Raw genomic sequence first — 23,455 nt, forward strand, 5'->3', positions numbered from 1 at the left:
CGGGAATTCAGATCGTCAGGCTGTCGACCACGCCGCCATCGACGCGCAAGGCTGCGCCGGTGGTGGCCGAGGACAGCGGCGAAGCAATGTAGGTGACCAGGTGCGCGACCTCTTCAACATCGGCGACACGCTGGATGATCGAAGTCGGACGGGCCTTGAGCACAAAAGCGTCGGCTTCATCGCGCAGGTTGCGCCCGGATTCGGCGGCGGCATCCTTGAGCATGTCTTGCAGGCCATCAGTGAAGGTCGGTCCCGGCAGGATCGCATTGACCGTCACCCCGGTGCCAGCCAGACGTTTGGCCAGACCGTGGGACACCGCCAGATTGGCGCTTTTGGTCACGCCGTAGTTGATCATGTCGGCTGGCGTGGCCACGCCGGATTCCGAGGACAGGAAGATCACTCGGCCCCAGCCTTGCTCGACCATCGCCGGCACATAATGCCGCGCCAGACGCACACCGGAAATCACGTTGACCTCATAGAAGCGCGTCCACTCGCTGTCCGGCGCGTCGAAGAAATCCACGGCGTCGAAGATGCCGAGGTTGTTCACCAGAATGTCCGCGCGCGGTTCAGCAGCGAACAGCTTCTGCGCGCCCTCCGCGGTGCCCAGATCGGCAGCCAAACCACGCAACTGCGCACCCGGGACTTTCTCGCGAATACTCGCCAACGCCTGTTCAACTTTGCCCGTGTCGCGGCCGATCACCACCACCGTGGCGCCAGCTTCGGCCAGCGACTGGCTGATACCCAAGCCGATACCAGCAGTGCTGCCGCTGACAATGGCCAGTTTTCCACTCAGATCAATCTTCATGCTTTCACCTCATCGATTGGCAATGGTGCACGTTCGGAAACCAGTCTGGCGTCGCGCATGGCCTGCCAGAAACCGGCAGGAATAACGGCTGACAATGCGGCGACGTCTTCAGCAATTCGGCCGGGTTTGCTGGCGCCGGGAATCACCGCCGCAACCGCTGGATTGGCCAGCGAGAACTGTAGCGCAGTGGCTTTGATATCGACGTTGTAAGCAGCGGCGATGCGTTTGATCTGCTCGACCTTGGCGATGACTTCAGGGCTGGCCTTCTGGTATTCGAAGTGCGCGCCACCGGCGAGAATGCCCGAGCTGTAAGGGCCACCGACGACGATCTCAACGTTCAGCGCCAGCGCCGAATCCATCAAGCGTTGCAACGGGCGTTCGTGATCGAGCAGCGTGTAGCGACCGGCCAACAGAAAACCGTCCGGCTGCGCTTCGCTGAGGTCAAGGGTCAATTCGCACGGCTCGACTTTGTTCACGCCCAGGCCCCAGCCGTTGATCACGCCTTCTTCGCGCAAGCGGGTCAGCACTTTGAATGCGCCAGTGCGGGCCTGATTGAAGTATTCCAGCCATTGATCGCCGTAGAAATCCTGCGCGATGTCGTGCACCCAGACGATGTCGAGGCGATCGGTTTGCAGGCGCTTGAGGCTGTCTTCGATCGAACGCATAGTCGCGTCGGCGCTGTAGTCATTGACGATCTTGTTCGGGCGACCGTGTTCGAATACGCCGCTTTTCTCGCCGAGATCACGGGCAGCGGCGTCTTCGACTTCATCGAGAATCACCCGGCCGACCTTGCTGCTGAGCACATAGTCGTCGCGCTTGTATTGCTTCAGTGCTTCGCCGAGGCGGATTTCCGACAGGCCCGAACCGTAGAACGGCGCGGTATCGAAGTAACGTACGCCGGCATCCCACGCGGCATGCACGGTGGCTTGCGCTTCGGCTTCCGGGATGGCGCGGAACATGTTGCCCAGGGGCGCGGTGCCTAAGCCCAGTTGGCCGGGCAGTTTGTCTTTCAAGCTCATTGGATTTTCCTCGTAGGTTCTGGGTCGGTGTGACCGTTGAGCAGATCCTAGATTGCGACACCGAGACCGTCCAAGACATAATGCGCAGCACTTGAGTCCCTATAGGTCTGACATGATCGACATCCGCCAATTGCGCTACTTCGTGGTCGTCGCCGAGGAAGAACACGTCGGCCGCGCCGCCGAACGGCTACATATTTCCCAGTCGCCGCTGAGCCGACAGATCGCCCAGCTCGAAGAGCGCCTGGGCCTGACGCTGTTCGAGCGCAGCCAGCAACGCATTCGCCTGACCCGCGACGGTCAGACCTTCCTCGCCGAAACCCGCGCCCTGCTGACCCACGCCAATCGCCTGGAATCCCTCGGCAAGCGCCTCGGTCGCGGCGAAGAAGGCGGTTTGTGCATCGGCTATATCGAGAACGCCATGCACGCCGGCGTCCTGCCCAATGCCTTGCGCGTGTTGCGCGCCGATCGGCCGAATGTGCATGTCGCGCTATACAACCTCAGTTCCGCCGAGCAGTTGGAAGGCCTGCGACAGCGTAGTCTCGATATTGCCTTGGTGAGTGAGCCGCCGACCGATGACGATCCTGATCTGCTGAGCTTTCAGGTGCTGGATGATCCGATGCTGCTGGCGTTGCCGGAGCATCATCCATTGGCGCAGCAAGCGGCGTTGAACCCCGAGGATCTGGCCGAGCAGGAATGGATCGGCGTGCAGCCGCGTCAGGATGCCAACGATCAGTTTGTCAGCGCGTGCATCCGCGCGGGGTTCACCCCGGATGTGCGCATGCAGGCGACCGAGCCTTTTACCGCGCTGGGTTTGGTAGCGTCGGGGCTGGGGATTGCGATGATCCAGAAAGGCTTGAGCCATAACGCACCGCCCGGTGTGGTGTTGCGGGAACTGCCGTGGCTGACGCTGACTACGCCATTGTGGGCGGCATGGCACCGGATAAATTTGCGGCCGCTGGTCGAAACCTTCCGCAAAGTCCTGACTGACGACAAGGTATCTGCTGACTGACATAGCCCCTTCGCGAGCAAGCTCGCTCCCACAGTTTCAGAAGGTGATCTCGCATTCTGTGTACGACGCAGATCCCTGTGGGAGCGAGCCTGCTCGCGAAAGGGCCGGCACATCCAACATCGAATTTGACTGACCCAACGCCTTCGCGAGCAAGCTCGCTCCCACACTTTCAGATGTGATCTCGCATTCTGTGTACGACGCAGATCCCTGTGGGAGCGAGCTTGCTCGCGAAGGGGCCGGCACACCCAACATCGAATTTGACTGACCCAACGCCTTCGCGAGCAGGCTCGCTCCCACAGGTTCAGATGTGATCTCGCATTCTGTGTACGACGCAGATCCCTGTGGGAGCGAGCTTGCTCGCGAAGGGGCCGGCACACCCAACATCGAATTTGACTGACCCAACGCCTTCGCGAGCAAGCTCGCTCCCACAGGTTCAAATGTGATCTCGCATTCTGTGTACGACGCAGATCCCTGTGGGAGCGAGCCTGCTCGCGAAGGGGCCGGCACACCCAACATCGAATTTGACTGACCCAACGCCTTCGCGAGCAGGCTCGCTCCCACAGTTTCAGATGTGATCTCGCATTCTGTGTACGACGCAGATCCCTGTGGGAGCGAGCCTGCTCGCGAAGGGGCCGGCACATCCAACATCGAATTTGACTGACCCAACGCCTTCGCGAGCAAGCTCGCTCGCACACTTTCAGATGTGATCTCGCATTCTGTGTACGACGCAGATCCCTGTGGGAGCGAGCCTGCTCGCGAAAGGGCCGGCACATCCAACATCGAATTTGACTGACCCAACGCCTTCGCGAGCAGGCTCGCTCCCACACTTTCAGATGTGATCTCGCATTCTGTGTACGACGCAGATCCCTGTGGGAGCGAGCCTGCTCGCGAAAGGGCCGGCACACCCAACATCGAATTTGACTGACCCAACGCCTTCGCGAGCAGGCTCGCTCCCACACTTTCAGATGTGATCTCACATTCTGTGTACGACGCAGATCCCTGTGGGAGCGAGCCTGCTCGCGAAAGGGCCGGCACATCCAACATCGAATTTGACTGACCCAACGCCTTCGCGAGCAGGCTCGCTCCCACAGGTTCAGATGTGATCTCGCATTCTGTGTACGACGCAGATCCCTGTGGGAGCGAGCTTGCTCGCGAAGGGGCCGGCACATCCAGGATCAAAATTGACTGATCCAACGCCTTCGCGAGCAGGCTCGCTCCCACAGGTTTTGTGGCGGATCTACACTCAACGGATCAGCACCCCGCCGTGAGAACGCCATGAAAATGTCTGCACAAATGACCGTCGTCGCGGTACTCGCCACCCTCGCCTGGCTGGGTCTGGCGGTGTGGGGCATTGGCGGTGTGGCGATGTTCTTTTCCCACGGTTCGCTGGTGATCGTGGCATTGGCGACGGTGGCGATGGTGATTGCTTCACTGTTCAGTGAGGTCAACCTCAGTTCTGGCGAACGTGAAGATCGCGCCAATCGCTGGGTGATTCCGGCCTTTGGTGTGATTGGTCTGGTCAGTGGTTTCTTGCCAGCCTATTGCGACCGGATGAACTTCTGGACGTTTGGTGGTGAAGGCGTGCGCTGGCTCGGCGCTTTGCTGTTTATCGTCGGCGGCGCGCTGCGACTGTGGCCAGTGTTTGTGCTGGGGCGGCGCTTCAGTGGATTGGTGGCGATACAGCCGGGGCATCGCCTGGTGACGGATGGCATCTATCAGCACCTGCGCAACCCGAGTTATCTGGGGCTGGTGATCAATGCCGTGGGCTGGGCGCTGGCGTTTCGTTCGGTGGTGGGATTGTTGCTCGCGGCGCTGACGTTGATCCCGTTGATTGCCCGGATTCATTCGGAAGAAGCCCTGCTGCGTGCGCAGTTTGGGGCGGAGTACGAGGCTTATTGCGCGCGGAGTTGGCGGTTGCTGCCTGGGGTTTATTGATTTGCGAACACCGTCCCCCTGTAGGAGTGAGCCTGCTCGCGATAGCGGTGGGTCAGTCAAATCCATGTGTCTGACAGACCGCTATCGCGAGCAGGCTCACTCCTACAAGGGATTGTGTTTGTCAGTTGCGTTGCAGGTGCAGGCCGTCGCTGTCGACTGCAACGCGGATGTCAACGTAACTGGCCAGCGTCGCGTGCGCCGTTTCCAGCGGATGCTGATGCGTCGTGGTGATGATCATCAACGCCGCGCCAGCCGCTTCGGCCGCTTGAATACCGACAGTGGCGTCTTCGAAGATCAGGCAATCACGCGCTTCCAGGCCAAGACGTTTCGCAGCCAGTAAATAGCCGGCCGGATCAGGTTTTCCGGCCTTCACATCTTCAGCCGTGATCATCACCGCCGGCGCTGGAATCCCCGCCGCCGCCATCCGCCGTAACGCCAGATCCCGTGGTGCCGAGGTCACCATTGCCCAGCGATCTTTGGGCAGGCTGTTGAGAAATTTCGCCGCGCCGGGAATCTCGACAATGCCTTCAACGTCTGCGATTTCCGCCTCGGTGATGAACGCCGCTTGCGCCTCGGCATCCACGCCCGGCAGGTTCAGGCGATTGATCGTGTCGATGGCTCGCGCGCCATGAATGGTCGGCAAAAAGGTTTCCACATCGACACCATGGCGCACGGCCCAGGCTGACCAGATCCGCTCGGCGGCAGCAATGGAATTGAGGACGGTGCCGTCCATGTCGAACAGAAACGCGCCGAACGCGCGATCAAATACAGCATCGTGAGCAGACAAAGGGTCGCATCCTCTGGCAAAAGATCGGGCGGGCAATGTAGCACTTGCCCGCCCGATTCACCCAGCGTGTCAGTGCAGGCGCGGGGCCTTGGATTTGAACGCGCTGTCGACGCAGTCGAGCAATTGACCGATGGCCCAGGGCTTCTTGATGAACGCCACCGAATGCTTGACCCCGGAGGTCTCTGGCGTTTCGTAGCCGGACATGACCATCACCGGCTTGTCCGGCCAGCGGTCGCCGACCAGGTTGGCCAGATCAGCACCATTGAGGGTGCCGGGCATGGTGATGTCGGTCAGCAGCAGCGCCACTTCCGGCGCGTGTTGCTCGAGATATTGCGATGCGGCGTCGGCGCTGGTGTGCGGCTCGACCTTGAAACCTTCCTCCTGAAGAATTTCGCAAAGAAACTCCAGAATCAACGGATCGTCCTCGACTACCAGAATCAACCCGCCAGGAAGGTGCGCATCCGCCGTCGGTGTTGGGCACATGGAACTGCACTCCCTGAATTGCATTAACGATTTAGCGGCTTGAATCCGCTGCTTATCTGGTATGAGCGGCGGGCTCTGCAGAAATTCATTTTTGATACAGGTCTTTTGCGAAACGGCGTTTTTGCCCGTCAGCGGCAATCGTTCGCGACGGTGTATTTGTGGTTAAAATGCCGACCCTTTTGCTTGCCGATCCTGACCGATGAACCCTGAAGCCCTCGCTACCCTCCACGCCCATCTGCTGCCGGCCCTCGCAGCAGCGCCGAGCGAAACCCGCCGCCTGCTCCACGGGCGCGGCCGCTGCTGGCCGGGGCTGGAGCAGTTGACCGTGGACTGGCTGCAAGGCGTGGTACTGGTGTCGCTGTTCAAGGAACCAGCGCCTGAGCAGCTGGACAATCTCAAGGCGCTGCTGCTGGAACTCACCGGTTCCGCCGAATGGAAACAGTCCGGCGCGCACACCTTGCTGATCCAGCATCGCTACTTGCCGCAGAGCACTGCCGAATGGTTGCAGGGCGATGAAATCGACGAAATGAGCATCGTCGAGGGCGGCTTGCAGTACCGCGTCGATCTGGGTCGCAAGCAGAACGCCGGGCTGTTTCTCGACATGCGTTACGGGCGCAACTGGGTGCGCGAACAGGCCGACGGCAAACGCATCCTCAACCTGTTCGCCTACACCTGCGGGTTTTCCGTGGCGGCCATCGAAGGGGGCGCCAGCCATGTGGTCAATCTGGACATGTCGCGCGCAGCTCTGAGCCGGGGTCGCGACAATCATCGCTTGAACGGCCATGACTTGAGCAAAGTCAGTTTCCTTGGCCACGACCTGTTCAAGTCCTGGGGCAAGGTGATCAACAGCGGCCCCTACGATCTGGTGATCATCGATCCGCCGTCGTTTCAGAAAGGCAGTTTCCTGCTGACCAAGGACTACCAGCGCGTGCTGCGTCGTCTGCCGGAATTGCTCACGGCGCAAGGCACGGTGCTGGCGTGCATGAACGATCCGGCGTTCGGTTCGGACTTTCTGATCGATGGCGTGACGCAGGAAGCGCCGGGTTTGCGCTTTGTAGAGCGGCTGGAGAATCCGCCGGAGTTTCCGGACATTGATCCTGAAAGCGGTCTCAAGGCCCTGATCTTCCAGCGCACTATCTGACACCCCGAAGATCCCTTGTAGGAGTGAGCCTGCTCGCGATAGCGGTCTATCAGTCAAATAGGTGATATCTGACACACCGCTATCGCGAGCAGGCTCACTCCTACAGGGGGATTGTGTTGGGTCAGGGAGTTGGTGGGCGCAGCACCAAAGCAAACAACTCACCATGCCCGGTGACATTGAGCTTGTGATACAGATTGCGCCGATGCACCTTGACCGTCTCCGGCGAAATACCCATCTGCTGGGCCATCGCCTTGCTGGAGAAACCCTGCAGGATCAGCCGTGCCGTGTCGACCTCACGCACCGTCAGCCGCGCATCGAAGCGGTCAAGCAACGTCGCCAGATCACCGACCACCGTTTGCGCCACCGCGCCCTGCGGCGGCAACAACTGCACATGCCGACGCATCGCCGCCAGCACCCAGTCGCGCACGCACAGCAGCCGACCCTGCTCGGCCATGTCGAACGGCGTCGAGCGACCCAATGACAAACCGAGCACGCCGCCCTCGACGTTGATCATGAACTGCAACTCGTCTTCACCGACCATCAAACGAAAGTAGCTCTGGTAATACTCGCTGTGCAGAAACTGGTCCGGCGCCACCGAGGCGAGGCTGTGCAAACCGTCAGCAATGCCGGTCGAGGCGGCTTGATAAAACGGATCGAGCAAGTACATCCCGGCGCAGTATCCGGCCAGTTCCTCTTGCTCGTCGGCGCGGCCCTGGCTGTCGAAGTCGATCAGCAACTGCGGCGCCTGCCCGGCTTGCATCAGCGCCACCAGCGCGTTGTCCAGCGGCACCAGCAATCGCAAGGTGTCCACCAGCGCGCGCCAGAAACCAGCCTGACCGACAGCGGCAAATACCCGCGCCAGGCTTTGATGCACTGGCAGTTCCTGCAGCAACGCGTCCACGCACTACCCCTTTTGAGTAACCCATGATGGGAATGGGTCAGGCCTGGCCGGCCCGATAGGCTGACCACTCTTGTTCATCACCGGCCTGTACAGGCCAGGAGTGCCGCATCATGCGTCGTCGCCGTGGCTGTATCAACCTCAGCATTAAACTGGGCCTGCTGGCCGGAATTGGCGCCAGCTCGATCGCCTTGGCTGCCGACGCGCCGAGCGTGCACGTCTACAACTGGTACGACTACATCGGTCCGAACACTCTCCACGATTTCCAGCGCGACAGCGGTATCCAGCCGGTCTACGACACCTTCGACAGTGCCGAAGTCCTCGAAGGCAAACTGATGACCAGCCGCAGCGGCTACGACGTGGTGGTGGCAAGCAACTTCAGCCTGCCGACGCTGATCAAGGCCGGCGCCCTCGCCCCGCTGCCGCGCGAGCAACTGCCGGGCTGGAAGAATCTCGACAGCGACCTGCTGGCGAAGCTGGCCAACAACGATCCCGGCAATCAATACGCAGTGCCTTATCTGTGGGGCACCAACGGCATCGGTTACAACATCGATAAAGTGCGCGCGGCGCTGGGCGACAAGGCGCCGGTGGACTCGTGGGATCTGGTGTTCAACGAAGCCAACCTCGCCAAACTCGGCCAGTGCGGTGTGGCGATGCTCGATTCGCCGTCGGAGATGCTGCCGGTCGCCCTGCATTATCTGGGGCTGCCACCGAACAGCACCGATCCCGAAGACTATAAAAAAGCCGAAGCGCTGCTGCTGAAATTGCGCCCGCACATCGCTTACTTCAACTCGTCGAAATTCATCAGCGACCTGTCCAACGGCAACATCTGCGTGGCGGTCGGTTGGTCGGGCGCGATGCTGGAGGCCAAGACCAATGCCGAGCAAGCCAACAACGGCGTGAAGATCGCCTACAGCCTGCCCAAGGAAGGCGCGCCGGTGTGGTTCGACACGCTGGTGCTGCTCAAGGACGCACCGAATCGTCCCCAAGGCCTGGCCTTTATCGACTATCTGCTGCGCCCCGAAGTGATCGCGCCGGTCAGTGATCACCTTTCTTATCCGAATGGCAATCGTGCGGCGACACCGCTGGTGGCCGAAGCCACGCGGGACAACCCGGCGGTTTATCCGTCTGCTACGGCAATGGCCACGCTGTACACCCTTGAACCGTTGCCGAAAGCCACCGAGCGAGTGCGCACGCGGGTGTGGAGCAAGGTCAAGAACGGCCAATAAAGCCTTTTGAACATTGCACAAAACCCTGTGGGAGTGAGCCTGCTCGCGAAAGCGGTGGGTCAGGCACTGATGTGTTGAAAGTGCGGACGCCTTCGCGAGCAGGCTCGCTCCCACAGGGTCAGTGCACAACCCAGCATTTTTTTGAGAGACAGAAATCAATGAAACCTCGTGCCCGTGACCTCAACATCCGCATCGGCCAACTGCCGCCCGGCCCGCTCAACGCCATCACCGATGTACCCGGCGTGCGCGTCGGCCACAGCAATGTGCGCGGACGCAGCAGCGCCGGGCGCGACATCTGCACCGGCGTCACACTGATCGAACCGCGCCCGGGCTCGACCAATCAGCAGCCGTGTTTTGCCGGCGTGCATGTGCTCAACGGCAATGGCGACGCCACCGGCCTTGAATGGATTCGCGAGGCGGGTCTGCTGACCAGCCCGATTGCCTTCACCAACACCCACAGCCTTGGTGTAGTGCGCGATGCATTGATTGCTCTGGATCGCCAGCAGCAACCCGACGACGGTCGCCTCTACTGGAACATGCCGGTGGTGCTGGAAACCTTTGACGGTTTGCTCAACGACATCAACGGTTTCCACGTCCAGCCTGAACACGTCGCCGAAGCGTTGAGCGCAGCCGTCGACGGCCCCGTCGTCGAGGGCGCGATCGGCGGTGGCAGCGGCATGATCTGCCATGAATTCAAGGGCGGCATCGGCACCTCGTCGCGGCGGTTGAGCCGTGCTCAGGGTGGCTGGACCGTCGGCGCGATCGTGCAGGCCAATCACGGCATTCGCAGTGAGTTACGGGTCGATGGCTACCCGGTCGGGCGCTACATGGAACAGAAAGATTCGCCGTTCTTGCGCGCAGCGTTGCCGCATCCGGGCATGGGTTCGATTGTTGTGTGTCTGGCCACCGATGCGCCGCTGTTGCCGCATCAGTGCACACGTCTGGCACAGCGCGCGAGCCTGGGTCTGGCGCGCACCGGCGGTGGCAACGAGGATCACAGCGGCGACATTTTCATCGCCTTCGCCACCGGCAACGATCACGTGCCGCCCGCCGCCTACGAAGGCAAAGGCGCGCCGACCTGTGACGGCTTGCGCATGGTCAACAATGACCACATCAGCGAGCTGTTTCTCGCCGCGACCGAGGCGGTTGAAGAGGCGATCATCAATGCTTTGCTGGCCAGCGAAAGCACCGAGGGCAACGGGCATTCAGTGCCGGGACTCGACGCCGACACCCTGCTCGCAGCCCTCGAAAAATCAGGTTGGCCCGGCGCCCGTTGACACCGCGTTTCCCCTGTAGGAGTGAGCCTGCTCGCGATCGCGGTTTGTCAGTCGAAGTTGATTTGACTGACCCACCGCGATCGCGAGCAGGCTCACTCCTACACAGGATCACGTCAGTATTTGTGTACCAAGTTCTCGCCGCCGCCCGGGCGACTGGCGGTACTTGAGCCGCCACTTGCACACTCCTAGGATGGAATCACGCAGTGGCTCCGCTCTATCGAGCGCTGCGTAGGCACGGGTGCTCTGAACCCCAATCAAGCCCGTGTCTGGCTTCATGCGCATCTTGAGCCTCGAGGGCTCTACTTCCTCCCCATCAAAGAGCTTTGAGGCTCTTTTTTTGTCTGCGTAAATCAGCAGTCCGGCAGCGCATCGACGCGAATCGAGCGCCAGGCCGCTTGTGCCAGCAACTCGCGATAATCCGCCGGGCTGCCCTTCACCCGCCCCGCCAACCAGGCACGGCAGTAACTGTCGGCCTGACCAATGATCAACGACGGCAAAAGTTCGGCGGGCAGCGCCTTGAGTTCGGTAACTCGCCCTGATTCGGCCAGCCAGTCGCGCAGACGCAGATTGCGGGTTTTGTTGCGCTCGGCCAGTTCGTCTTTGAACGGCCCTTTGGTCACAGCAAACCGCGCGTGGTACTGGAAACGCGCCCATTCGGGTTGACGCTCGACCCAATCGACGTAGCTGAACACCAGCGCCTGCACACCTTCCTCGGTGGTTTGCGCTGCATCCAGATAGGCATCGCGCAGGCGCGCCTGATCCTCCAGCGCGGTGAAGAACAACGCGGCGACCAAGCCCTCCTTGTTGCCGAAATGGTGATAGATCGCCCCGACGCTGGTGTCGCACTCAGCGCGAATCATCTCGATGGTGGTGGCCTCGATCCCCTGCTCGTTGAACAGGCTTAGCGCCTTGCGAAAGATATCGCGCTTGAGTTCGGCGCGGCGGCCGGGGTAGCTGCGTTCAAGTAGATCTGCGGTGTCCATGCGGCTCACTGCCTGAAAATCGGGATTGAAAGGCACACGTCGTGCCCATGAAAAAACACGCACAGGTTGACAGATTTCCCGCAGACCGAATACCGTTCAGTTACAGAACATTATTCTGTAACGGAACATCATTCTGCAAAATCACTTTCCGCGAGGCGTTTCCATGAGTCAGTTTCTCAGCATGTTCAACAGCGCAGGCCCGCAAGCGTTCAGCCAGATGGCCTGCCAGGTCGCGCCGTACTTCAGCACCATCAACCCACTGGTGACCGAGTTGCGTGCGAACTCGGCGACGGTACAAGTACCGTTCCGTCGTGAGATAACCAACCACCTCGGCACCGTGCATGCGATTGCCATGTGCAACGCGGCGGAACTCGCCGCCGGGATGATGACCGATGTGTCGATCCCGGCCGGCGCACGCTGGATCCCCAAAGGCATGACCGTGGAATATCTGGCCAAGGCAAAAACCGATGTGACGGCGGTGGCCAGTGGTGAAGGCGTGGATTGGCAGAGCGAAGGCGACAAGATCGTCACCGTGGATATCCGCGACACCGAGGGCAAGCACGTGTTCACGGCGCGGATCACCATGAACGTCAAACTCGGCTGAATCGGGGACACAAAAAAACCCTTGCTGCGGCATTCACAGCAAGGGCTTTTTCAGCGATGTGAGGTCAGTGCAAGGTCAGGCGCTGGCGGACAAACTCCTCGACATGGCGAGTGGTCTGATCGAGGTGTCGGTCGCGCTGTTTCTCGGCGTCGAGCATCGCGCGCTTGCCGTTCTTCTGCAGCAGATAGGTGTGAATCTGCTGCACTTCCAGCGACCGGTAGATCGGTGTGGTGTCGATAAATCCGCGCAAGCCGTTGCTGCGGTAATGCCGGGTGCTCATCAATACCTGCGTTTCCCGTGAACCGATCACTTCAAAACCCAAGGCTTCGAAGTACGGGACTTTACCCACGGTGCAGGCCAGTTCCGCATGAGGATAACGCCCGACCATTTCGCCGATCAGCGCCCGCGCCACGCCCTGACGCCGATGCCCTTCGCGCACCGCCATATAAGCCACGCTGCAGGCTTCCCAATCGCCCTGCACCGGCAGGTACAACAGAAAACCGATCACTTGCTCCGGATCATCCTCGTCGGTGGCGACCAGCAACTCGACGTCGGTGCCCTTCTCGCCATTCAACGCTTCCAGATACAGATGCACCTCATAGCCGACCGCGTACTGATAGACGTTGTATAGCAGGTTGCTCGGGCCGAGACCGACCGCGCTGATGTCGGTCAGGTAATCGACGACCATCTGCAGAATCTGGCTGTTGACGCCTTCGGGGCATGGGGTTTTGTAGTGGGTGATGCGTGGCATGACGAACTCCGACGGTAAAAAGCGTTGCCGACAGCCGCAGCGGTCGACGAGCCGCGACATCATACCGTGACCGACCCGGCGGACGTCTAAAGTTCCTGTTCCGAGCGCCGATGTAACGGTCTCCTACCAATGTCACCACCAGGGATCGGCCATGTACTACCCGCGCGAAGCTGCCAAGGATCACCTCTACAACCGTATCGTCATGCTGACCGTTGCTTGCTGCGTGGTGCTGCTGCTCGCTGCAATGGCTCACAAGTCGGGCATGCTCTATGGGGCGCTGAGTTTCAACGGTGTGGAAACCCGTGGCAGCGTCACGGCATTGGAGCAGATTCCAATGAACGCCAATGGCAAGGTCATTCACTATCAATACACCGATGCCCAAGGCCAGCCCCATGAAGGGCAACACGCCGACGAACGCTACGTTGAGCATACCCAGTACGAAGTCGACGGCCCGATCACCCTGCTGGTGTCGCCGTGGATGCCAGATAAAAGCTGCATCGCCAGCCAGTTGCAGAGTTACCGTACGAGCTTCTGCATCATGACCGGCGGTGTGTTGCTCGCACTGCTGTTTCTGCTGATCTCCGGCAGAACGTTCTGGCAGATTCAGGCGATGAAAGAACAGGACCGGTTTTATTGACTGGCGAGGTCACTGCTGCGGCGCCACCACTTTGAATTTGATGGCGATGTCCTTGGACACCACGGTGTCCGCCCACTCCCCCGCGCCGAGGCCGAACTCGTCGCGCTTGAGTATCAGGTCACCGTCGAAAATGCCGATGGCACTGCCCGGTTTCAATTCCACCGGCACCTGCACTTCGCGGGTAATGCCCTTGAGGGTGAGTTGTCCGTCGATCAGATAGCGACGCTCGGCCACTTGGGTGAAACGTCGGGATTCGAACACCGCCACGGGAAATTTTTCGGTGTTGAACCACGCCGGTTTCACCAGCTCGGTGTTGGCGTCTTCACTGCCGGCATCGATGCTGTTGAGGTCAATGTGCAGCGTGGTACGGGCGTTGGCGAGGTTGTCGGTATCAAAGTCCAGCGTCGCCTCGAACTTGCCAAAGGTGCCGTACATCGGCGAGCCCATCTGGTTGTAGGTAAAACTGATCTGGCTGGCGGTGGTGTTGACCCGCGTGTATTCGACAGCCTGCGCGGCACAAACGACGCACAGCGAACACGCGGCAGCCAGCAGCAATCGGATCGACATGGGATTCTCCGGGCGGGGCTGGCCGTCGAGGGCCTCGATTGACTTAAGCAAACATCCACGCGTTACGCCAGCGCCTAAACCAGCCGCTCGATCTTCTGATGCTGCCAGACCAGTTTGTAATACAGGGTCTGCAACACCAGCATGCCCAGATATGCCACCGGAAACGCCATCCATACACCCTGCAAACCGTACTGCCCGTCCAGCCAGTACGCGGCCGGCAGTTGCACGCCGACCACGCAAATGATCGCAATCACCACCGGCACCAACACCGTACCGCTGGCGCGCATGATCCCGCCAATGATTGCCTGGAAGCCGAACACCAACAGGCTCCACAGCATGATGTGCAGCAGATGCTCAGCCATCGCCCGGGTCGAATCCTCGGTCAGGAACAGGCCCAGCAACCAGTGCGACAACAGGTAACCAAGCACGATCAAGCCGCCGGTCAGGCACACGTTGATCAGCAGCCCGGTGCGCAGAATCGGCCCCATGCGTTCCAGTCGCCCGGCGCCGATGGCCTGCGCACCGAGGATCGACGCGGTGATCGCAATCGACAAGGCCGGGAACTGCACATAGTTGACGATCTGTGTCACTGCGCCATAGGCCGCCGTCGCTTGCGAACCGTGCTGGTTGACCAGCGCCAGAATCACCAGCTCCGACAGCGACAGCACAATCATCTGCACGCCGGTCGGCAGACCGATGCGCAACACTTTGCCGAGAATCGCCCCGTCGAGCCGTAGCGCGGCAAAAAACTCGCGATCCGGCGCCAGTGGATGGCCCTTGCGAATCAGCCGCCACGCCAGCCACGCCATTGCCGCCAGGTTGCCGGCCAACCCTGCGTACGCCGCACTCTGAATGCCCAGTTGCGGCAGGCCGAACCAGCCGCGAATCAGCGCTGGGGTCAGGGCCAGCCCGACACAGGTCGACACCACCAGCGCCAGCAACGGCGACAGCGTATCGCTGACCCCGCGCAACAATTGCGTGAACAATACGAACACCAGCAACGACGGCAAGATCCACATCATCACGTGGGCATACGCTACCGCATCGTCGAGCACATCCGCTGGCGTCCCCAAACCCGCCAATGCCTGTCGCGCAAACACGCTGCCCAATACTGCGGCCACCAGGCCGATCAACACGCCCAGCAACAGCGTCGCCCCGGCAATCGCCTTGACCATGTGCGGTTCGCGCGCGCCCCACGCCTGACCGATCAACACCCCGGCGCCCGCACCGAGGCCGATCACCAGTGCGATAAAGAAGAACACGATGGGAAACATCCCCGACACCGCCGCCAGTGCCTGGGTGCCGAGCATCTGGCCGATGTAGATGCTGTTGACCGTGCCCGACATCGATTGCAGAAAATTCGACAGCACCATCGGCGCGAGGAACAGCAGGTAGGTGTGCCAGAGTGGGCGTTGGGCGACGGCTTGCATTGAATAGAGGTCCATCTCGACGGCGGGAGGGCTGATTGAGGATAGCTTCGGTGAGTTGCTCGCGGGGTGCAATTAACATTTCAAATCGGTGTTTATTACCGGTGGTCACGTCTGTGTAATTGGCGCGGATCTGTAGGTGTCAGGTAACGCCTGTGGTAAACAACAGCCCTCGCCCATTTTTCTTATTGAGGCTCTGTTCATGCCGCACGTTGCCAATCTGTTGACCGCCAGCCTACTCGCCCTGCTCGCCACCAGCGCTCACGCCGCCGCGCCCGCCGAAACGTTGAAGCCGTTGCTGGAAACACTCAACGAACGCCTGAACATCGGCGACCTCGTCGCGCTGACCAAATGGGACAGTGGCAAGCCGATTCAGGACAGCCCGCGTGAGGCGCAGGTCATTGCCAATGCCCGAGCGCTGGCCGCCGAGCACAAGCTCGACCCTGAAGACGTGGCGCAACTGATCGCGGCGCAAATGGAGGCGAACAAATTAGTGCAGTACGGGTTGCTCGCACAATGGCAGGCGGCCGCTGCCGCACCAGACACCCCGCGCCCCGACCTCGGTAAACAGATCCGCCCGCGTCTGGATGAACTGCAAACCCGTCTGCTGCAGCAATACGCCGAGTTCGCGCCCTATCGCCATGACGCGAATTGCCCGGCGTGGCTGGCCAAGGCGCGCAGTGGCCTGACCCACGATGCGTTGCATGAGTTGGCTTTGACGCGGGCGACCGGTGAGCTGTGCGTGCGATCAACCACCCCATGAAACGGGGGCTCGGGCATACATTGCTGGCGTCGATAGTCACCATCACGTCAATGAAGTTCTCATAAAAAATCCACGGCGTAACATCGGCTCCAGACAAACAACTACCCCTTGGAGCACACGATCATGAAACGCCAAACCCTTCTCAGCATCGCTTTTTCGGTTTTCGCCATTAACGCTTTTGCCGCCACCCCGGCACATACCCAGGTCGCTGAAGGCGGCTCGGACAAGTTGATTGAAAGTCGTGTTGCTGAGGGCGGTTCTGATCGTCTGCTCGAACGCCGCGTTGCCGAAGGCGGTTCCGATCGTCTGATCGAACGCCGCGTCGCCGAAGGTGGTTCCGATCGTCTGATCGAACGCCGCGTTGCCGAAGGTGGTTCCGATCGTCTGATCGAACGCCGCGTTGCCGAAGGTGGTTCCGATCGTCTGATCGAACGCCGCGTTGCCGAAGGTGGCGCTGATCGCCTGATCGAACGCCGCGTCGCCTAAACCACTGGCTTCATCGCAACCCCAAGAAAAAGCCCGGCCTGATCAGCCGGGCTTTTTCCTGCCCGCAACCATCCATTCCCCGACTGGTCACCCACCACCCGTTGCGCATACCATGCGGCCACAACTTCAAAACAGACCTCGCCTGCCCATGCTCAAAGCCAGTCTGCGTAGCCACCTCACCCTTTGGTTTGCCGGTTTGTCCCTGCTGACGCTGCTCAGCGTGGGCTTCTATGTCGGCCACATCGCCACGGAACAGATGAAGCAGGCCAGCGGCAATGCCTTGCTCAACACCGCGCGCTCGGCGGCATCGTTATTGGGCGAGCAACTGCGCGAACGCCAGTTGGAGGTTTATCTGCTAAGCCGCGCGCCGCATCTGGAGCGGGGCGATCTGGACAACCCGGCGATTCTGAAATCGATGCAATTGCGTACCCAGGCCCGCGCCGAGTATGCGTGGATGGGCGTCACCGATGCCGAGGGCAAGGTGCATCAAGCGGTGAACGGCTTGCTGGTGGGTCAATCGGTGCAACAACGGCCGTGGTTCCAGGCCGGGTTGCGCGGGGAGTACACCGGCGATCCCCATGAGGCGGTGCTGCTGGCGAAAATGCTCCCGGGCCTGCCGAACGGTGAACCACTGCGTTTCATCGATTTCGCCGCGCCGATCCATAACGCCGACGGCCAGGTGACTGGCGTACTGGGCGCACACGCGCACTGGAGTTGGGTGACACGCATTGTTGAGTCAGCGGCGTTTTCACATAAAAACTCAACACCGGATATCGAGGCGTTGATCATCGATCACGATGGCAAGATTCTCTATCCGGAAGCGCTGGCGGGTCAGCAAGTGGCGGCGACGGACTCGGAATTGCAGGGGTGGACGGCGGGCAACGGCTTCCTCACCAGCATAGTCACCGTACCGACGCCATCGAGTACGGCGCTGTCGTGGTCGATTGCCGTGCGCCAGCCATTGGAAACTGCGCTGCAACCGGCGCGGCTGCTGCTCTACAAACTGCTGATACTGGGCGTGGTCGCGGCCGTGCTGTTTGGCCTGGTGGCCTACTACCTGGCGCTGTATCTGAGCCGACCGATCGAACAGCTCGCGCATTCGGCCAGACAAGTCCAGAACAAACAGCCCGGCGCACAATTCCCGCTGCAACACCCGGTGCGAGAGATTGCTCAGCTCGGCCAGTCCATCGATGCAATGACGCAATCACTGCTCGGCAAAGAGCGCGAACTGCAAGAGGCCAATGCCTCGCTGGAAGCAACCGTCGCGCAACGCACCGCTGCGCTGACGCAGGCCAATGCCGAATTGCTGAGTCTGGCGACCCACGACAGTTTGACCGGCGTTTACAACCGTCGCCGTTTCGACGAGAAACTCACCGAATACACACTGCTGTTCCGCCGCACCGGACGTCCGTTTTCCCTGCTGCTGATCGATGCTGATCACTTCAAACGAATCAATGACAGCCACGGTCACGCCGTGGGTGATGAGGTGCTGCAACAGTTGGCGCAACTGATTCAGAGCAGCTTGCGCACCACCGATTTCGTCGCTCGTTACGGCGGCGAAGAGTTCGCCGTGCTGTTGCCGGAAATCGCCCAACCCGACACCCCGGAAGTCGTCGCCGAGAAGATTCGCGCGGCGGTTGCCGAGGCCGGTTTTCCTGCGGTCGGAAATGTGACGGTGAGCATCGGTGTCGGCCTGGCAGACCCGGCCGACAACAGCCACAGCGCACTGATCAAACGCGCCGATCAGCAGCTCTATCAAGCCAAAGCGGCGGGTCGCAATCAGGTGGCGTGATCAGCCCTTCTTCACTTCGCAAATCCCGTTGGCCCTGTTCTTCCCGGTGTACGACACCGCAGGCGAACCGTCGGGATTGATGCTCAGGGAAATGGTCACCCCCGCACCTTTTGCTTCGAAGTAGTTGTCGTTGAATTTCTTCAACTGGCCTTCCTTGCCATTGATGTAGATCGGCCCGCCTTGATCGGCGTGCACTTCGATCTTGCCCGGGCACGTGGCGTTGAACATGGGGATGCTCGCGTGGGCCAGTCCTGTGGCAAGCAGCAGCGGTGTTGCCAATAGCAAAAATTTCATGGTGGGTTCCTTGAAGGCAGCAACAACGCCGAATAGATTTTTCATGTCATTTTCAATCAGGGACTTCGGCAGCTCCTGCCGTCATTGCGAGAAGGTCTGAAGATAAGCCAACAGGTTGTCGAGTTTTTCTTCGTCACTCAGGCCCCAGAAAATCATCCGCGTGCCGGGCACCACGCCTTTCGGATCCTTCAGATAGGCAATCAGCGTTTCACGATCCCAAGTCACCCCCGAGTTCTTCATCGCCTCGGAATACACGTAATTAGCCGAGGTACCGGCGGGCCGCCCGATGATGCCATTGAGTTGCGGGCCGAATCCGGGACGGGCCGATTCGCCGACCTGATGACAGCCCCCGCACAGGCGCGGGAAGATTTTCGCGCCAGCTTCGGGGTCGCCTGCGGCGAGGGTGAACGTACTGAACAGGCTGGAGCCGAGCATCAGAGCGAGTGACAGTGCAGCGGTGTTTTTCATCGAGGGTTCCGGGTCGGTCTGCATCGGGCGGCGCAAGGGTAGCATTTTGTTTTTACCGGTAAGCGCCAATGATCCTGCTGATTTTGATCAATGCCTGGCGCAACACATCCATCTCTACCGAACCCAGCGCAAGCCGAATCGCATGCGGCGCATGGCCCGACACCGAAAACGGCTCGGCGGTGGTGACGGAAATCTGCTCGTGCATCAGCTCGACGACAATCTGGTCGGCGCGCACATCCTCCGGCAACGGTAGCCACAGGAAATACGACGCCGGATGGCCAACACTGGGCAATCCTTTCAACACTTCGGCCGCCAGCGCCTGCCGCGCCTTGGCATCTTTGCGTTTCTGCTCCTCGAGCAACGTCACTGTGCCGTCGTCGAGCCAGCCACAGGCGATGGCGGTCATGACGCCCGGCGTGTTCCAGGTGGTGGCGCGGATGATGCGTTCCAGTGCTGGCACCACGTCGGTCGGGGCGGCAATGAAACCGACGCGCAGGCCGGTTGCGATGTTTTTCGACAGGCCCGAGACGTACACCGTGCGCTCCGGCGCCAGATCGATCAGCGTACGCGGTGGGTTTTCCACCAGAAATGCGTAGGCCGCGTCTTCGATGAGTGTCAGATCATGACAACGGGCAATAGACACCAACTGCTCGCGCTGCGCCAACGGCATCACCCAGCCCAGCGGATTGTGCAAGGTCGGCATGCTGTATACGGCACGCACCGAGCGGCTGCGACAGAGTCTGTCCAGCGCGGCGAGATCCGGCCCCTGATCGCTGAACGGAATCGCCACGACTTCCAGATGCAGCGCTTCGGCCAGTACCTTGAAGCCGGAATAGGTCAGGGCGTCGGCAGCAATCACATCGCCGGGTTTGAGCAATGCCATCAACGTGACGGCGAGGCCTTGCTGGGCGCCATTGACGATCAGTACTTGCTCAGCGTCGACAGTCACCCCGCGCGTCAACAGATGCCGAGCGACCGACGCACGTTCGTGGGCACGGCCGGCGTGCGGTTGATAACGCAACAACGCTTCCAGGTCGCCCGACAACGCCAATTGGCGCAACGCGCTGCGCAACAAATCGGCCTGACCGGGCAACGACGGGTAATTGAAATTGAGGTCGATCATGCCGACCGCCACGTCTTTCTGATCGATGCCCTGCCCCGGCGACAGCGAGGTTTCGCGGACAAACGTGCCGCGCCCGGTTTCGCCGCTGACCAGGCCCATGGCCTCCAGCTCCGCATACACCCGCGAGGCCGTGACCAGCGCCAGCCCTTCCTCAGCAGCCAGTTGCCGGTGAGTTGGCAACCGCGTACCCGGCGGCAACTGCCCCGAACGAATGTCGGCAGCATAGGCATCGACGATGGTCTTGTAGCGCGAACGTGGCATGCCTGATGTATCCATGACAATTCTTTGATTGTGCTGATTCTCGGCTCTAGCATGACCGCAACGCAACCCACTTCTGAGCGTGATCTGCTATGGAACGGACTTCGAATCTGACGACCCCGGCACTGGAAAAAACCAGTGGCTGGATCAATGGTTTTATCGGCGTAGTGATCTTCAGCGGTTCGCTGCCGGCCACGCGTCTGGCGGTGCTGGAGTTCGATCCGGTGTTTCTCACCGTGGTCCGCGCTGCCATCGCCGGGGTGTTGGCTGTCGCGCTGTTGTGGCTATTTCGCGAACGGCGCCCGGCGCGCGATCAGTGGCTGTCGCTGTTGATTGTCGCGCTGGGCGTAGTGCTCGGTTTTCCTCTGCTGACCGCCCTGGCGCTGCAACACGTGACATCAGCGCATTCGATTGTGTTTGTCGGATTGTTGCCATTGGCCACGGCGATTTTTGCCGTGCTGCGCGGCGGTGAGCGGCCGCGACCGGTGTTCTGGATTTTCTCCATTCTCGGCAGCGCGCTGGTGGTCGGCTTCGCGCTGGCACAAGGTCTGACTGCCTCGCCCACCGGCGATCTGCTGATGCTCGCGGCGATTCTGGCCTGCGGTCTCGGTTATGCCGAAGGTGCGAAACTGTCGCGAACCCTCGGCGGCTGGCAGGTGATTTGCTGGGCACTGGTGCTGTCGCTACCGGTGATGGCTGTTTTGAGTCTGTGGCTGGCGCCCGCCTCGTTCAGCACGATCAGCCTGTCGGCGTGGCTGTGTCTGGGCTATGTGTCGCTGTTCAGCATGCTGATCGGCTTTGTGTTCTGGTATCGCGGTCTGGCTCAGGGCGGGATTGCGGCGGTCGGTCAGTTGCAATTACTGCAGCCGTTTTTCGGTCTGGCGCTGGCGGCGACGCTGCTGCATGAACAGGTCAGCCTCGGCATGCTCGCCGTGACGCTGGGCGTGATCCTGTGTGTCGCCGGGGCGAAGAAATTCGCCAAATGATCCTCAGGCGCCGGCCTTCCACTCGCGAGGGCTGAGCCCGGTCTTGCGCCGAAACGCCCGGGCCAGCGCCGAAGGACTTTCGTAACCGACCTCCTCGGCAATCAGCGCAATCGCTTTGCCTTCACGCAGGCGTTTCTGCGCCAGACTGACCCGCCAGCTCAGCAGATAATCGGCCGGAGTCTGCCCGACGACCCGGCGAAACTGCTCGGCAAATCCGGCGCGCGACAGGTTGGCGACAGACGCCAGATCCGCCACGCTCCAGGGCTTTTGCGGTTGCTCGTGCATCAGGTTCAAGGCGCGGGAAAGACGCGGATCGGCCAGCCCGGCGATCATCCCCGGTTGCTGCTCGCGACTGCTGATCAAATGCCGCAACAGCAGAATCACCAGCAGTTCGAACAGTCGATCCATCACCGCCACGCGCCCGCAATGCCCTTCGAACGCTTCCTTGAACAGCCATTCGACGGTGTTGGCCAGCTCCGGAATGTCCGTCAGTTTCAGCACCAGGTAATCCGGCAGTGCCGCCGCCAGTGCATTACCGGAACCGCCATCAAACATCAGCGTTGCGCAAACCACCTGAGTGTCCATGGCTTCGTCGGCAAACATGCGATGGGCGAAGGGTCTGGGGAAGAAGATCAGCGACGGCTCACTGAGGCGGATCTCGCGTTCGCTGCCCGGCTTGAGCAGCAACTCGCCGGCCTGCAACAAATGCACATGGCCGACCGGTTCATTTTCATGAACCGCGACGCCGCAGAACGTGCCGCTGTGAAAAGTGCCGGCCGTCACACCGAAATGGCTGAGCAATGTTGAAAGGCGATCCATGGACGACTCCAAGGGCATATCTGGACGATCTGCCGCATATCCTCGACGATTTGCCGCCAATCCACCAGCCTCGCTCAATAACATGGCCTCCATCCCCGGCGCACTACGCACCGGACTTTCGGAGAATCACCATGAGCCGCATCCACGCAATCAGCCTCGAAACCGCCACCGACGCCACCCGCCCTGTGCTGGAAGGCGTGAAAAAGAAAATCGGTTTCCTGCCCAACGTCTTCACCACCCTGGCCAAAGCGCCGGTGGCCCTCGAAACCTACGTGCAAGCCTCGGCGATCCTCGGCAAAACCTCGCTGAGCGCCCAGGAAAAAGAAGCGGTGTACCTCGCCACCTCCCAGGTCAACGGTTGCGACTACTGCCTGGCGGCCCACACCTTGTTTGCCGGCAAGGCCGGGCTCTCGGCACAGGACATCGTCGCCGCCCGCCAAGGCGAACTCAACGCCTACGCCACCCTCGCCCGTCAGCTGACCGAAAGTCGCGGCCATTTGAGCGATGCACAGATCGCCGCCGCCCGCACTGCCGGCATCGACGACGTGAAGATCATTGAAGTGATTGCACTGGTGGCCGTGCAGAGCCTGACCAACTACCTGAACAACGCGGCGCTGACCGATATTGACTTCCCCGCCATCTGAGTCCGGCCACACAAAACCTGTTGGAGCTGACCTGCTCGCGATAGCGGTGTGTCATTCAAAGCATCTTTGAGTGACACACCGCTATCGCGAGCAGGCTCGCTCCCACAGTTTTAACGTGCGTACAACCCCCGCGGCAAAGCCGCCCCACTCAACAGGATGAGCGTTAGCTCGGCTGCCGCTCTTGATCTTGATCCACGGGCGACGTCGGAAGGCTGAGTGGGCCGTAAGGGCGAAACCCTAAGCCGCCGTGACCGCAGCAACGGATATGTA

The 23,455-nt window shown here is 60.7% G+C and carries 25 protein-coding genes; 12 read left to right on the forward strand and 13 right to left on the reverse strand.

Annotation, left to right across the window (positions count from 1 at the left end; genetic code table 11):
- Window positions 1-7 precede the first annotated feature (7 nt).
- Entirely contained in the window at window positions 8-805 is a 798-nt protein-coding gene (locus PspS49_RS18305) for an SDR family oxidoreductase (RefSeq protein ID WP_160040906.1), read from the reverse strand.
- Complete coding sequence (locus PspS49_RS18310; protein ID WP_160040908.1) at window positions 802-1,824, reverse strand: aldo/keto reductase; 1,023 nt, start codon at window positions 1,822-1,824, stop codon at window positions 802-804. Before PspS49_RS18310 ends, PspS49_RS18305 begins: the two co-directional genes overlap by 4 nt.
- Window positions 1,825-1,936: 112 nt before the next feature.
- On the opposite strand from PspS49_RS18310, the gene PspS49_RS18315 reads away from it, so the two are divergent.
- On the forward strand, window positions 1,937-2,833 hold the full coding sequence (locus PspS49_RS18315; RefSeq protein ID WP_127928838.1) for a LysR substrate-binding domain-containing protein: 897 nt from the start codon (window positions 1,937-1,939) through the stop codon (window positions 2,831-2,833).
- Between the two features lie 1,275 nt (window positions 2,834-4,108).
- Window positions 4,109-4,768 carry an isoprenylcysteine carboxylmethyltransferase family protein gene (locus PspS49_RS18320; protein WP_160040910.1) on the forward strand — a complete coding sequence of 220 codons (660 nt, stop codon included), beginning with the start codon at window positions 4,109-4,111 and terminating at the stop codon, window positions 4,766-4,768.
- Window positions 4,769-4,889: 121 nt separating this feature from the next.
- On the opposite strand, the gene PspS49_RS18325 is transcribed toward PspS49_RS18320, so the two are convergent.
- Window positions 4,890-5,555 carry an HAD-IA family hydrolase gene (locus tag PspS49_RS18325; protein ID WP_160040912.1) on the reverse strand — a complete coding sequence of 222 codons (666 nt, stop codon included), beginning with the start codon at window positions 5,553-5,555 and terminating at the stop codon, window positions 4,890-4,892.
- A gap of 69 nt (window positions 5,556-5,624) precedes the next feature.
- Window positions 5,625-6,038 carry a response regulator gene (locus tag PspS49_RS18330; protein ID WP_095118272.1) on the reverse strand — a complete coding sequence of 138 codons (414 nt, stop codon included), beginning with the start codon at window positions 6,036-6,038 and terminating at the stop codon, window positions 5,625-5,627.
- Window positions 6,039-6,237: 199 nt separating this feature from the next.
- Between PspS49_RS18330 and PspS49_RS18335 the strand changes: the two genes are divergently transcribed.
- Window positions 6,238-7,179, forward strand: a complete 942-nt coding sequence (locus PspS49_RS18335) for a class I SAM-dependent methyltransferase (RefSeq protein ID WP_160040914.1) — start codon at window positions 6,238-6,240, stop codon at window positions 7,177-7,179.
- A 121-nt stretch (window positions 7,180-7,300) separates the two neighbouring features.
- Here the strand turns inward: PspS49_RS18335 and PspS49_RS18340 are convergent, their stop codons facing one another.
- Window positions 7,301-8,080 carry a helix-turn-helix transcriptional regulator gene (locus PspS49_RS18340; RefSeq protein ID WP_160040916.1) on the reverse strand — a complete coding sequence of 260 codons (780 nt, stop codon included), beginning with the start codon at window positions 8,078-8,080 and terminating at the stop codon, window positions 7,301-7,303.
- A 110-nt stretch (window positions 8,081-8,190) separates the two neighbouring features.
- Here PspS49_RS18340 and PspS49_RS18345 point away from each other — a divergent pair, with 110 nt between their 5' ends.
- The gene (locus PspS49_RS18345; protein WP_150750788.1) at window positions 8,191-9,306 is read left to right on the forward strand and encodes an extracellular solute-binding protein; all 1,116 of its coding nucleotides are present in this window, start codon (window positions 8,191-8,193) and stop codon (window positions 9,304-9,306) included.
- Between the two features lie 158 nt (window positions 9,307-9,464).
- Window positions 9,465-10,583 (forward strand): P1 family peptidase, encoded by a 1,119-nt coding sequence (locus PspS49_RS18350; protein WP_150775054.1) that lies wholly within the window; start codon window positions 9,465-9,467, stop codon window positions 10,581-10,583.
- A 350-nt stretch (window positions 10,584-10,933) separates the two neighbouring features.
- Here PspS49_RS18350 and PspS49_RS18355 read toward each other — a convergent pair whose 3' ends face one another.
- Window positions 10,934-11,566, reverse strand: a complete 633-nt coding sequence (locus PspS49_RS18355; RefSeq protein WP_160040918.1) for a TetR/AcrR family transcriptional regulator — start codon at window positions 11,564-11,566, stop codon at window positions 10,934-10,936.
- 163 nt (window positions 11,567-11,729) lie between these two features.
- On the opposite strand from PspS49_RS18355, the gene PspS49_RS18360 reads away from it, so the two are divergent.
- On the forward strand, window positions 11,730-12,170 hold the full coding sequence (locus PspS49_RS18360) for a hotdog fold domain-containing protein (protein ID WP_160040920.1): 441 nt from the start codon (window positions 11,730-11,732) through the stop codon (window positions 12,168-12,170).
- Between the two features lie 64 nt (window positions 12,171-12,234).
- Here PspS49_RS18360 and PspS49_RS18365 read toward each other — a convergent pair whose 3' ends face one another.
- Entirely contained in the window at window positions 12,235-12,921 is a 687-nt protein-coding gene (locus PspS49_RS18365) for a GNAT family N-acetyltransferase (RefSeq protein WP_160040922.1), read from the reverse strand.
- Between the two features lie 151 nt (window positions 12,922-13,072).
- Here PspS49_RS18365 and PspS49_RS18370 point away from each other — a divergent pair, with 151 nt between their 5' ends.
- Window positions 13,073-13,558: a DUF3592 domain-containing protein gene (locus PspS49_RS18370; RefSeq protein WP_160040924.1), complete on the forward strand. Its 486-nt coding sequence runs from the start codon at window positions 13,073-13,075 to the stop codon at window positions 13,556-13,558.
- A gap of 9 nt (window positions 13,559-13,567) precedes the next feature.
- Here PspS49_RS18370 and PspS49_RS18375 read toward each other — a convergent pair whose 3' ends face one another.
- Both PspS49_RS18375 and PspS49_RS18380 read right to left on the reverse strand, forming a co-directional pair.
- Entirely contained in the window at window positions 13,568-14,125 is a 558-nt protein-coding gene (locus tag PspS49_RS18375) for a YceI family protein (RefSeq protein ID WP_160040926.1), read from the reverse strand.
- A 74-nt stretch (window positions 14,126-14,199) separates the two neighbouring features.
- Window positions 14,200-15,555 (reverse strand): MATE family efflux transporter, encoded by a 1,356-nt coding sequence (locus PspS49_RS18380; protein WP_150775050.1) that lies wholly within the window; start codon window positions 15,553-15,555, stop codon window positions 14,200-14,202.
- Between the two features lie 199 nt (window positions 15,556-15,754).
- Here PspS49_RS18380 and PspS49_RS18385 point away from each other — a divergent pair, with 199 nt between their 5' ends.
- The 3 genes from PspS49_RS18385 (at window position 15,755) to PspS49_RS18395 (ending at window position 18,593) form a co-directional block, all read left to right on the forward strand.
- Window positions 15,755-16,315: a chorismate mutase gene (locus tag PspS49_RS18385; RefSeq protein WP_127928864.1), complete on the forward strand. Its 561-nt coding sequence runs from the start codon at window positions 15,755-15,757 to the stop codon at window positions 16,313-16,315.
- A gap of 123 nt (window positions 16,316-16,438) precedes the next feature.
- On the forward strand, window positions 16,439-16,801 hold the full coding sequence (locus PspS49_RS18390) for a hypothetical protein (protein WP_160040928.1): 363 nt from the start codon (window positions 16,439-16,441) through the stop codon (window positions 16,799-16,801).
- A gap of 148 nt (window positions 16,802-16,949) precedes the next feature.
- The gene (locus PspS49_RS18395) at window positions 16,950-18,593 is read left to right on the forward strand and encodes a sensor domain-containing diguanylate cyclase (protein WP_160040930.1); all 1,644 of its coding nucleotides are present in this window, start codon (window positions 16,950-16,952) and stop codon (window positions 18,591-18,593) included.
- Here PspS49_RS18395 and PspS49_RS18400 read toward each other — a convergent pair whose 3' ends face one another.
- From PspS49_RS18400 to PspS49_RS18410, 3 genes are all read right to left on the reverse strand, one after another.
- Entirely contained in the window at window positions 18,594-18,887 is a 294-nt protein-coding gene (locus PspS49_RS18400; protein ID WP_150750779.1) for a hypothetical protein, read from the reverse strand.
- Window positions 18,888-18,968: 81 nt separating this feature from the next.
- Window positions 18,969-19,355, reverse strand: coding sequence for a cytochrome c family protein (locus tag PspS49_RS18405; RefSeq protein WP_150750778.1), 387 nt, complete (start codon window positions 19,353-19,355; stop codon window positions 18,969-18,971).
- A 52-nt stretch (window positions 19,356-19,407) separates the two neighbouring features.
- Window positions 19,408-20,739 carry a PLP-dependent aminotransferase family protein gene (locus PspS49_RS18410; RefSeq protein WP_160040932.1) on the reverse strand — a complete coding sequence of 444 codons (1,332 nt, stop codon included), beginning with the start codon at window positions 20,737-20,739 and terminating at the stop codon, window positions 19,408-19,410.
- A gap of 89 nt (window positions 20,740-20,828) precedes the next feature.
- On the opposite strand from PspS49_RS18410, the gene PspS49_RS18415 reads away from it, so the two are divergent.
- A complete protein-coding gene (locus PspS49_RS18415) occupies window positions 20,829-21,722 on the forward strand; it encodes a DMT family transporter (protein WP_160040934.1) in 894 nt (297 codons plus the stop codon).
- Between the two features lie 3 nt (window positions 21,723-21,725).
- On the opposite strand, the gene PspS49_RS18420 is transcribed toward PspS49_RS18415, so the two are convergent.
- Window positions 21,726-22,541 (reverse strand): AraC family transcriptional regulator, encoded by an 816-nt coding sequence (locus PspS49_RS18420; RefSeq protein WP_160040936.1) that lies wholly within the window; start codon window positions 22,539-22,541, stop codon window positions 21,726-21,728.
- Between the two features lie 131 nt (window positions 22,542-22,672).
- Here PspS49_RS18420 and PspS49_RS18425 point away from each other — a divergent pair, with 131 nt between their 5' ends.
- On the forward strand, window positions 22,673-23,185 hold the full coding sequence (locus PspS49_RS18425; RefSeq protein ID WP_150750776.1) for a carboxymuconolactone decarboxylase family protein: 513 nt from the start codon (window positions 22,673-22,675) through the stop codon (window positions 23,183-23,185).
- The last annotated feature ends 270 nt before the right edge of the window (window positions 23,186-23,455 follow it).

The organism is Pseudomonas sp. S49 (assembly GCF_009866785.1).
Lineage (GTDB): Bacteria > Pseudomonadota > Gammaproteobacteria > Pseudomonadales > Pseudomonadaceae > Aquipseudomonas.

Excerpts from the sequence above, each read along its gene's own strand:
- PspS49_RS18350 (WP_150775054.1), top strand. The coding sequence starts at position 9,465 with ATGAAACCTCGTGCCCGTGACCTCAACATCCGCATCGGCCAACTGCCG.
- PspS49_RS18330 (WP_095118272.1), bottom strand. The coding sequence starts at position 6,038 with ATGTGCCCAACACCGACGGCGGATGCGCACCTTCCTGGCGGGTTGATT.
- PspS49_RS18425 (WP_150750776.1), top strand. The coding sequence starts at position 22,673 with ATGAGCCGCATCCACGCAATCAGCCTCGAAACCGCCACCGACGCCACC.
- PspS49_RS18420 (WP_160040936.1), bottom strand. The coding sequence starts at position 22,541 with ATGGATCGCCTTTCAACATTGCTCAGCCATTTCGGTGTGACGGCCGGC.
- PspS49_RS18345 (WP_150750788.1), top strand. The coding sequence starts at position 8,191 with ATGCGTCGTCGCCGTGGCTGTATCAACCTCAGCATTAAACTGGGCCTG.
- PspS49_RS18335 (WP_160040914.1), top strand. The coding sequence starts at position 6,238 with ATGAACCCTGAAGCCCTCGCTACCCTCCACGCCCATCTGCTGCCGGCC.
- PspS49_RS18415 (WP_160040934.1), top strand. The coding sequence starts at position 20,829 with ATGGAACGGACTTCGAATCTGACGACCCCGGCACTGGAAAAAACCAGT.
- PspS49_RS18305 (WP_160040906.1), bottom strand. The coding sequence starts at position 805 with ATGAAGATTGATCTGAGTGGAAAACTGGCCATTGTCAGCGGCAGCACT.
- PspS49_RS18360 (WP_160040920.1), top strand. The coding sequence starts at position 11,730 with ATGAGTCAGTTTCTCAGCATGTTCAACAGCGCAGGCCCGCAAGCGTTC.
- PspS49_RS18365 (WP_160040922.1), bottom strand. The coding sequence starts at position 12,921 with ATGCCACGCATCACCCACTACAAAACCCCATGCCCCGAAGGCGTCAAC.
- PspS49_RS18400 (WP_150750779.1), bottom strand. The coding sequence starts at position 18,887 with ATGAAATTTTTGCTATTGGCAACACCGCTGCTGCTTGCCACAGGACTG.
- PspS49_RS18405 (WP_150750778.1), bottom strand. The coding sequence starts at position 19,355 with ATGAAAAACACCGCTGCACTGTCACTCGCTCTGATGCTCGGCTCCAGC.
- PspS49_RS18310 (WP_160040908.1), bottom strand. The coding sequence starts at position 1,824 with ATGAGCTTGAAAGACAAACTGCCCGGCCAACTGGGCTTAGGCACCGCG.
- PspS49_RS18355 (WP_160040918.1), bottom strand. The coding sequence starts at position 11,566 with ATGGACACCGCAGATCTACTTGAACGCAGCTACCCCGGCCGCCGCGCC.
- PspS49_RS18375 (WP_160040926.1), bottom strand. The coding sequence starts at position 14,125 with ATGTCGATCCGATTGCTGCTGGCTGCCGCGTGTTCGCTGTGCGTCGTT.
- PspS49_RS18395 (WP_160040930.1), top strand. The coding sequence starts at position 16,950 with ATGCTCAAAGCCAGTCTGCGTAGCCACCTCACCCTTTGGTTTGCCGGT.
- PspS49_RS18385 (WP_127928864.1), top strand. The coding sequence starts at position 15,755 with ATGCCGCACGTTGCCAATCTGTTGACCGCCAGCCTACTCGCCCTGCTC.
- PspS49_RS18410 (WP_160040932.1), bottom strand. The coding sequence starts at position 20,739 with ATGCCACGTTCGCGCTACAAGACCATCGTCGATGCCTATGCTGCCGAC.
- PspS49_RS18390 (WP_160040928.1), top strand. The coding sequence starts at position 16,439 with ATGAAACGCCAAACCCTTCTCAGCATCGCTTTTTCGGTTTTCGCCATT.
- PspS49_RS18370 (WP_160040924.1), top strand. The coding sequence starts at position 13,073 with ATGTACTACCCGCGCGAAGCTGCCAAGGATCACCTCTACAACCGTATC.
- PspS49_RS18380 (WP_150775050.1), bottom strand. The coding sequence starts at position 15,555 with ATGCAAGCCGTCGCCCAACGCCCACTCTGGCACACCTACCTGCTGTTC.
- PspS49_RS18315 (WP_127928838.1), top strand. The coding sequence starts at position 1,937 with ATGATCGACATCCGCCAATTGCGCTACTTCGTGGTCGTCGCCGAGGAA.
- PspS49_RS18320 (WP_160040910.1), top strand. The coding sequence starts at position 4,109 with ATGAAAATGTCTGCACAAATGACCGTCGTCGCGGTACTCGCCACCCTC.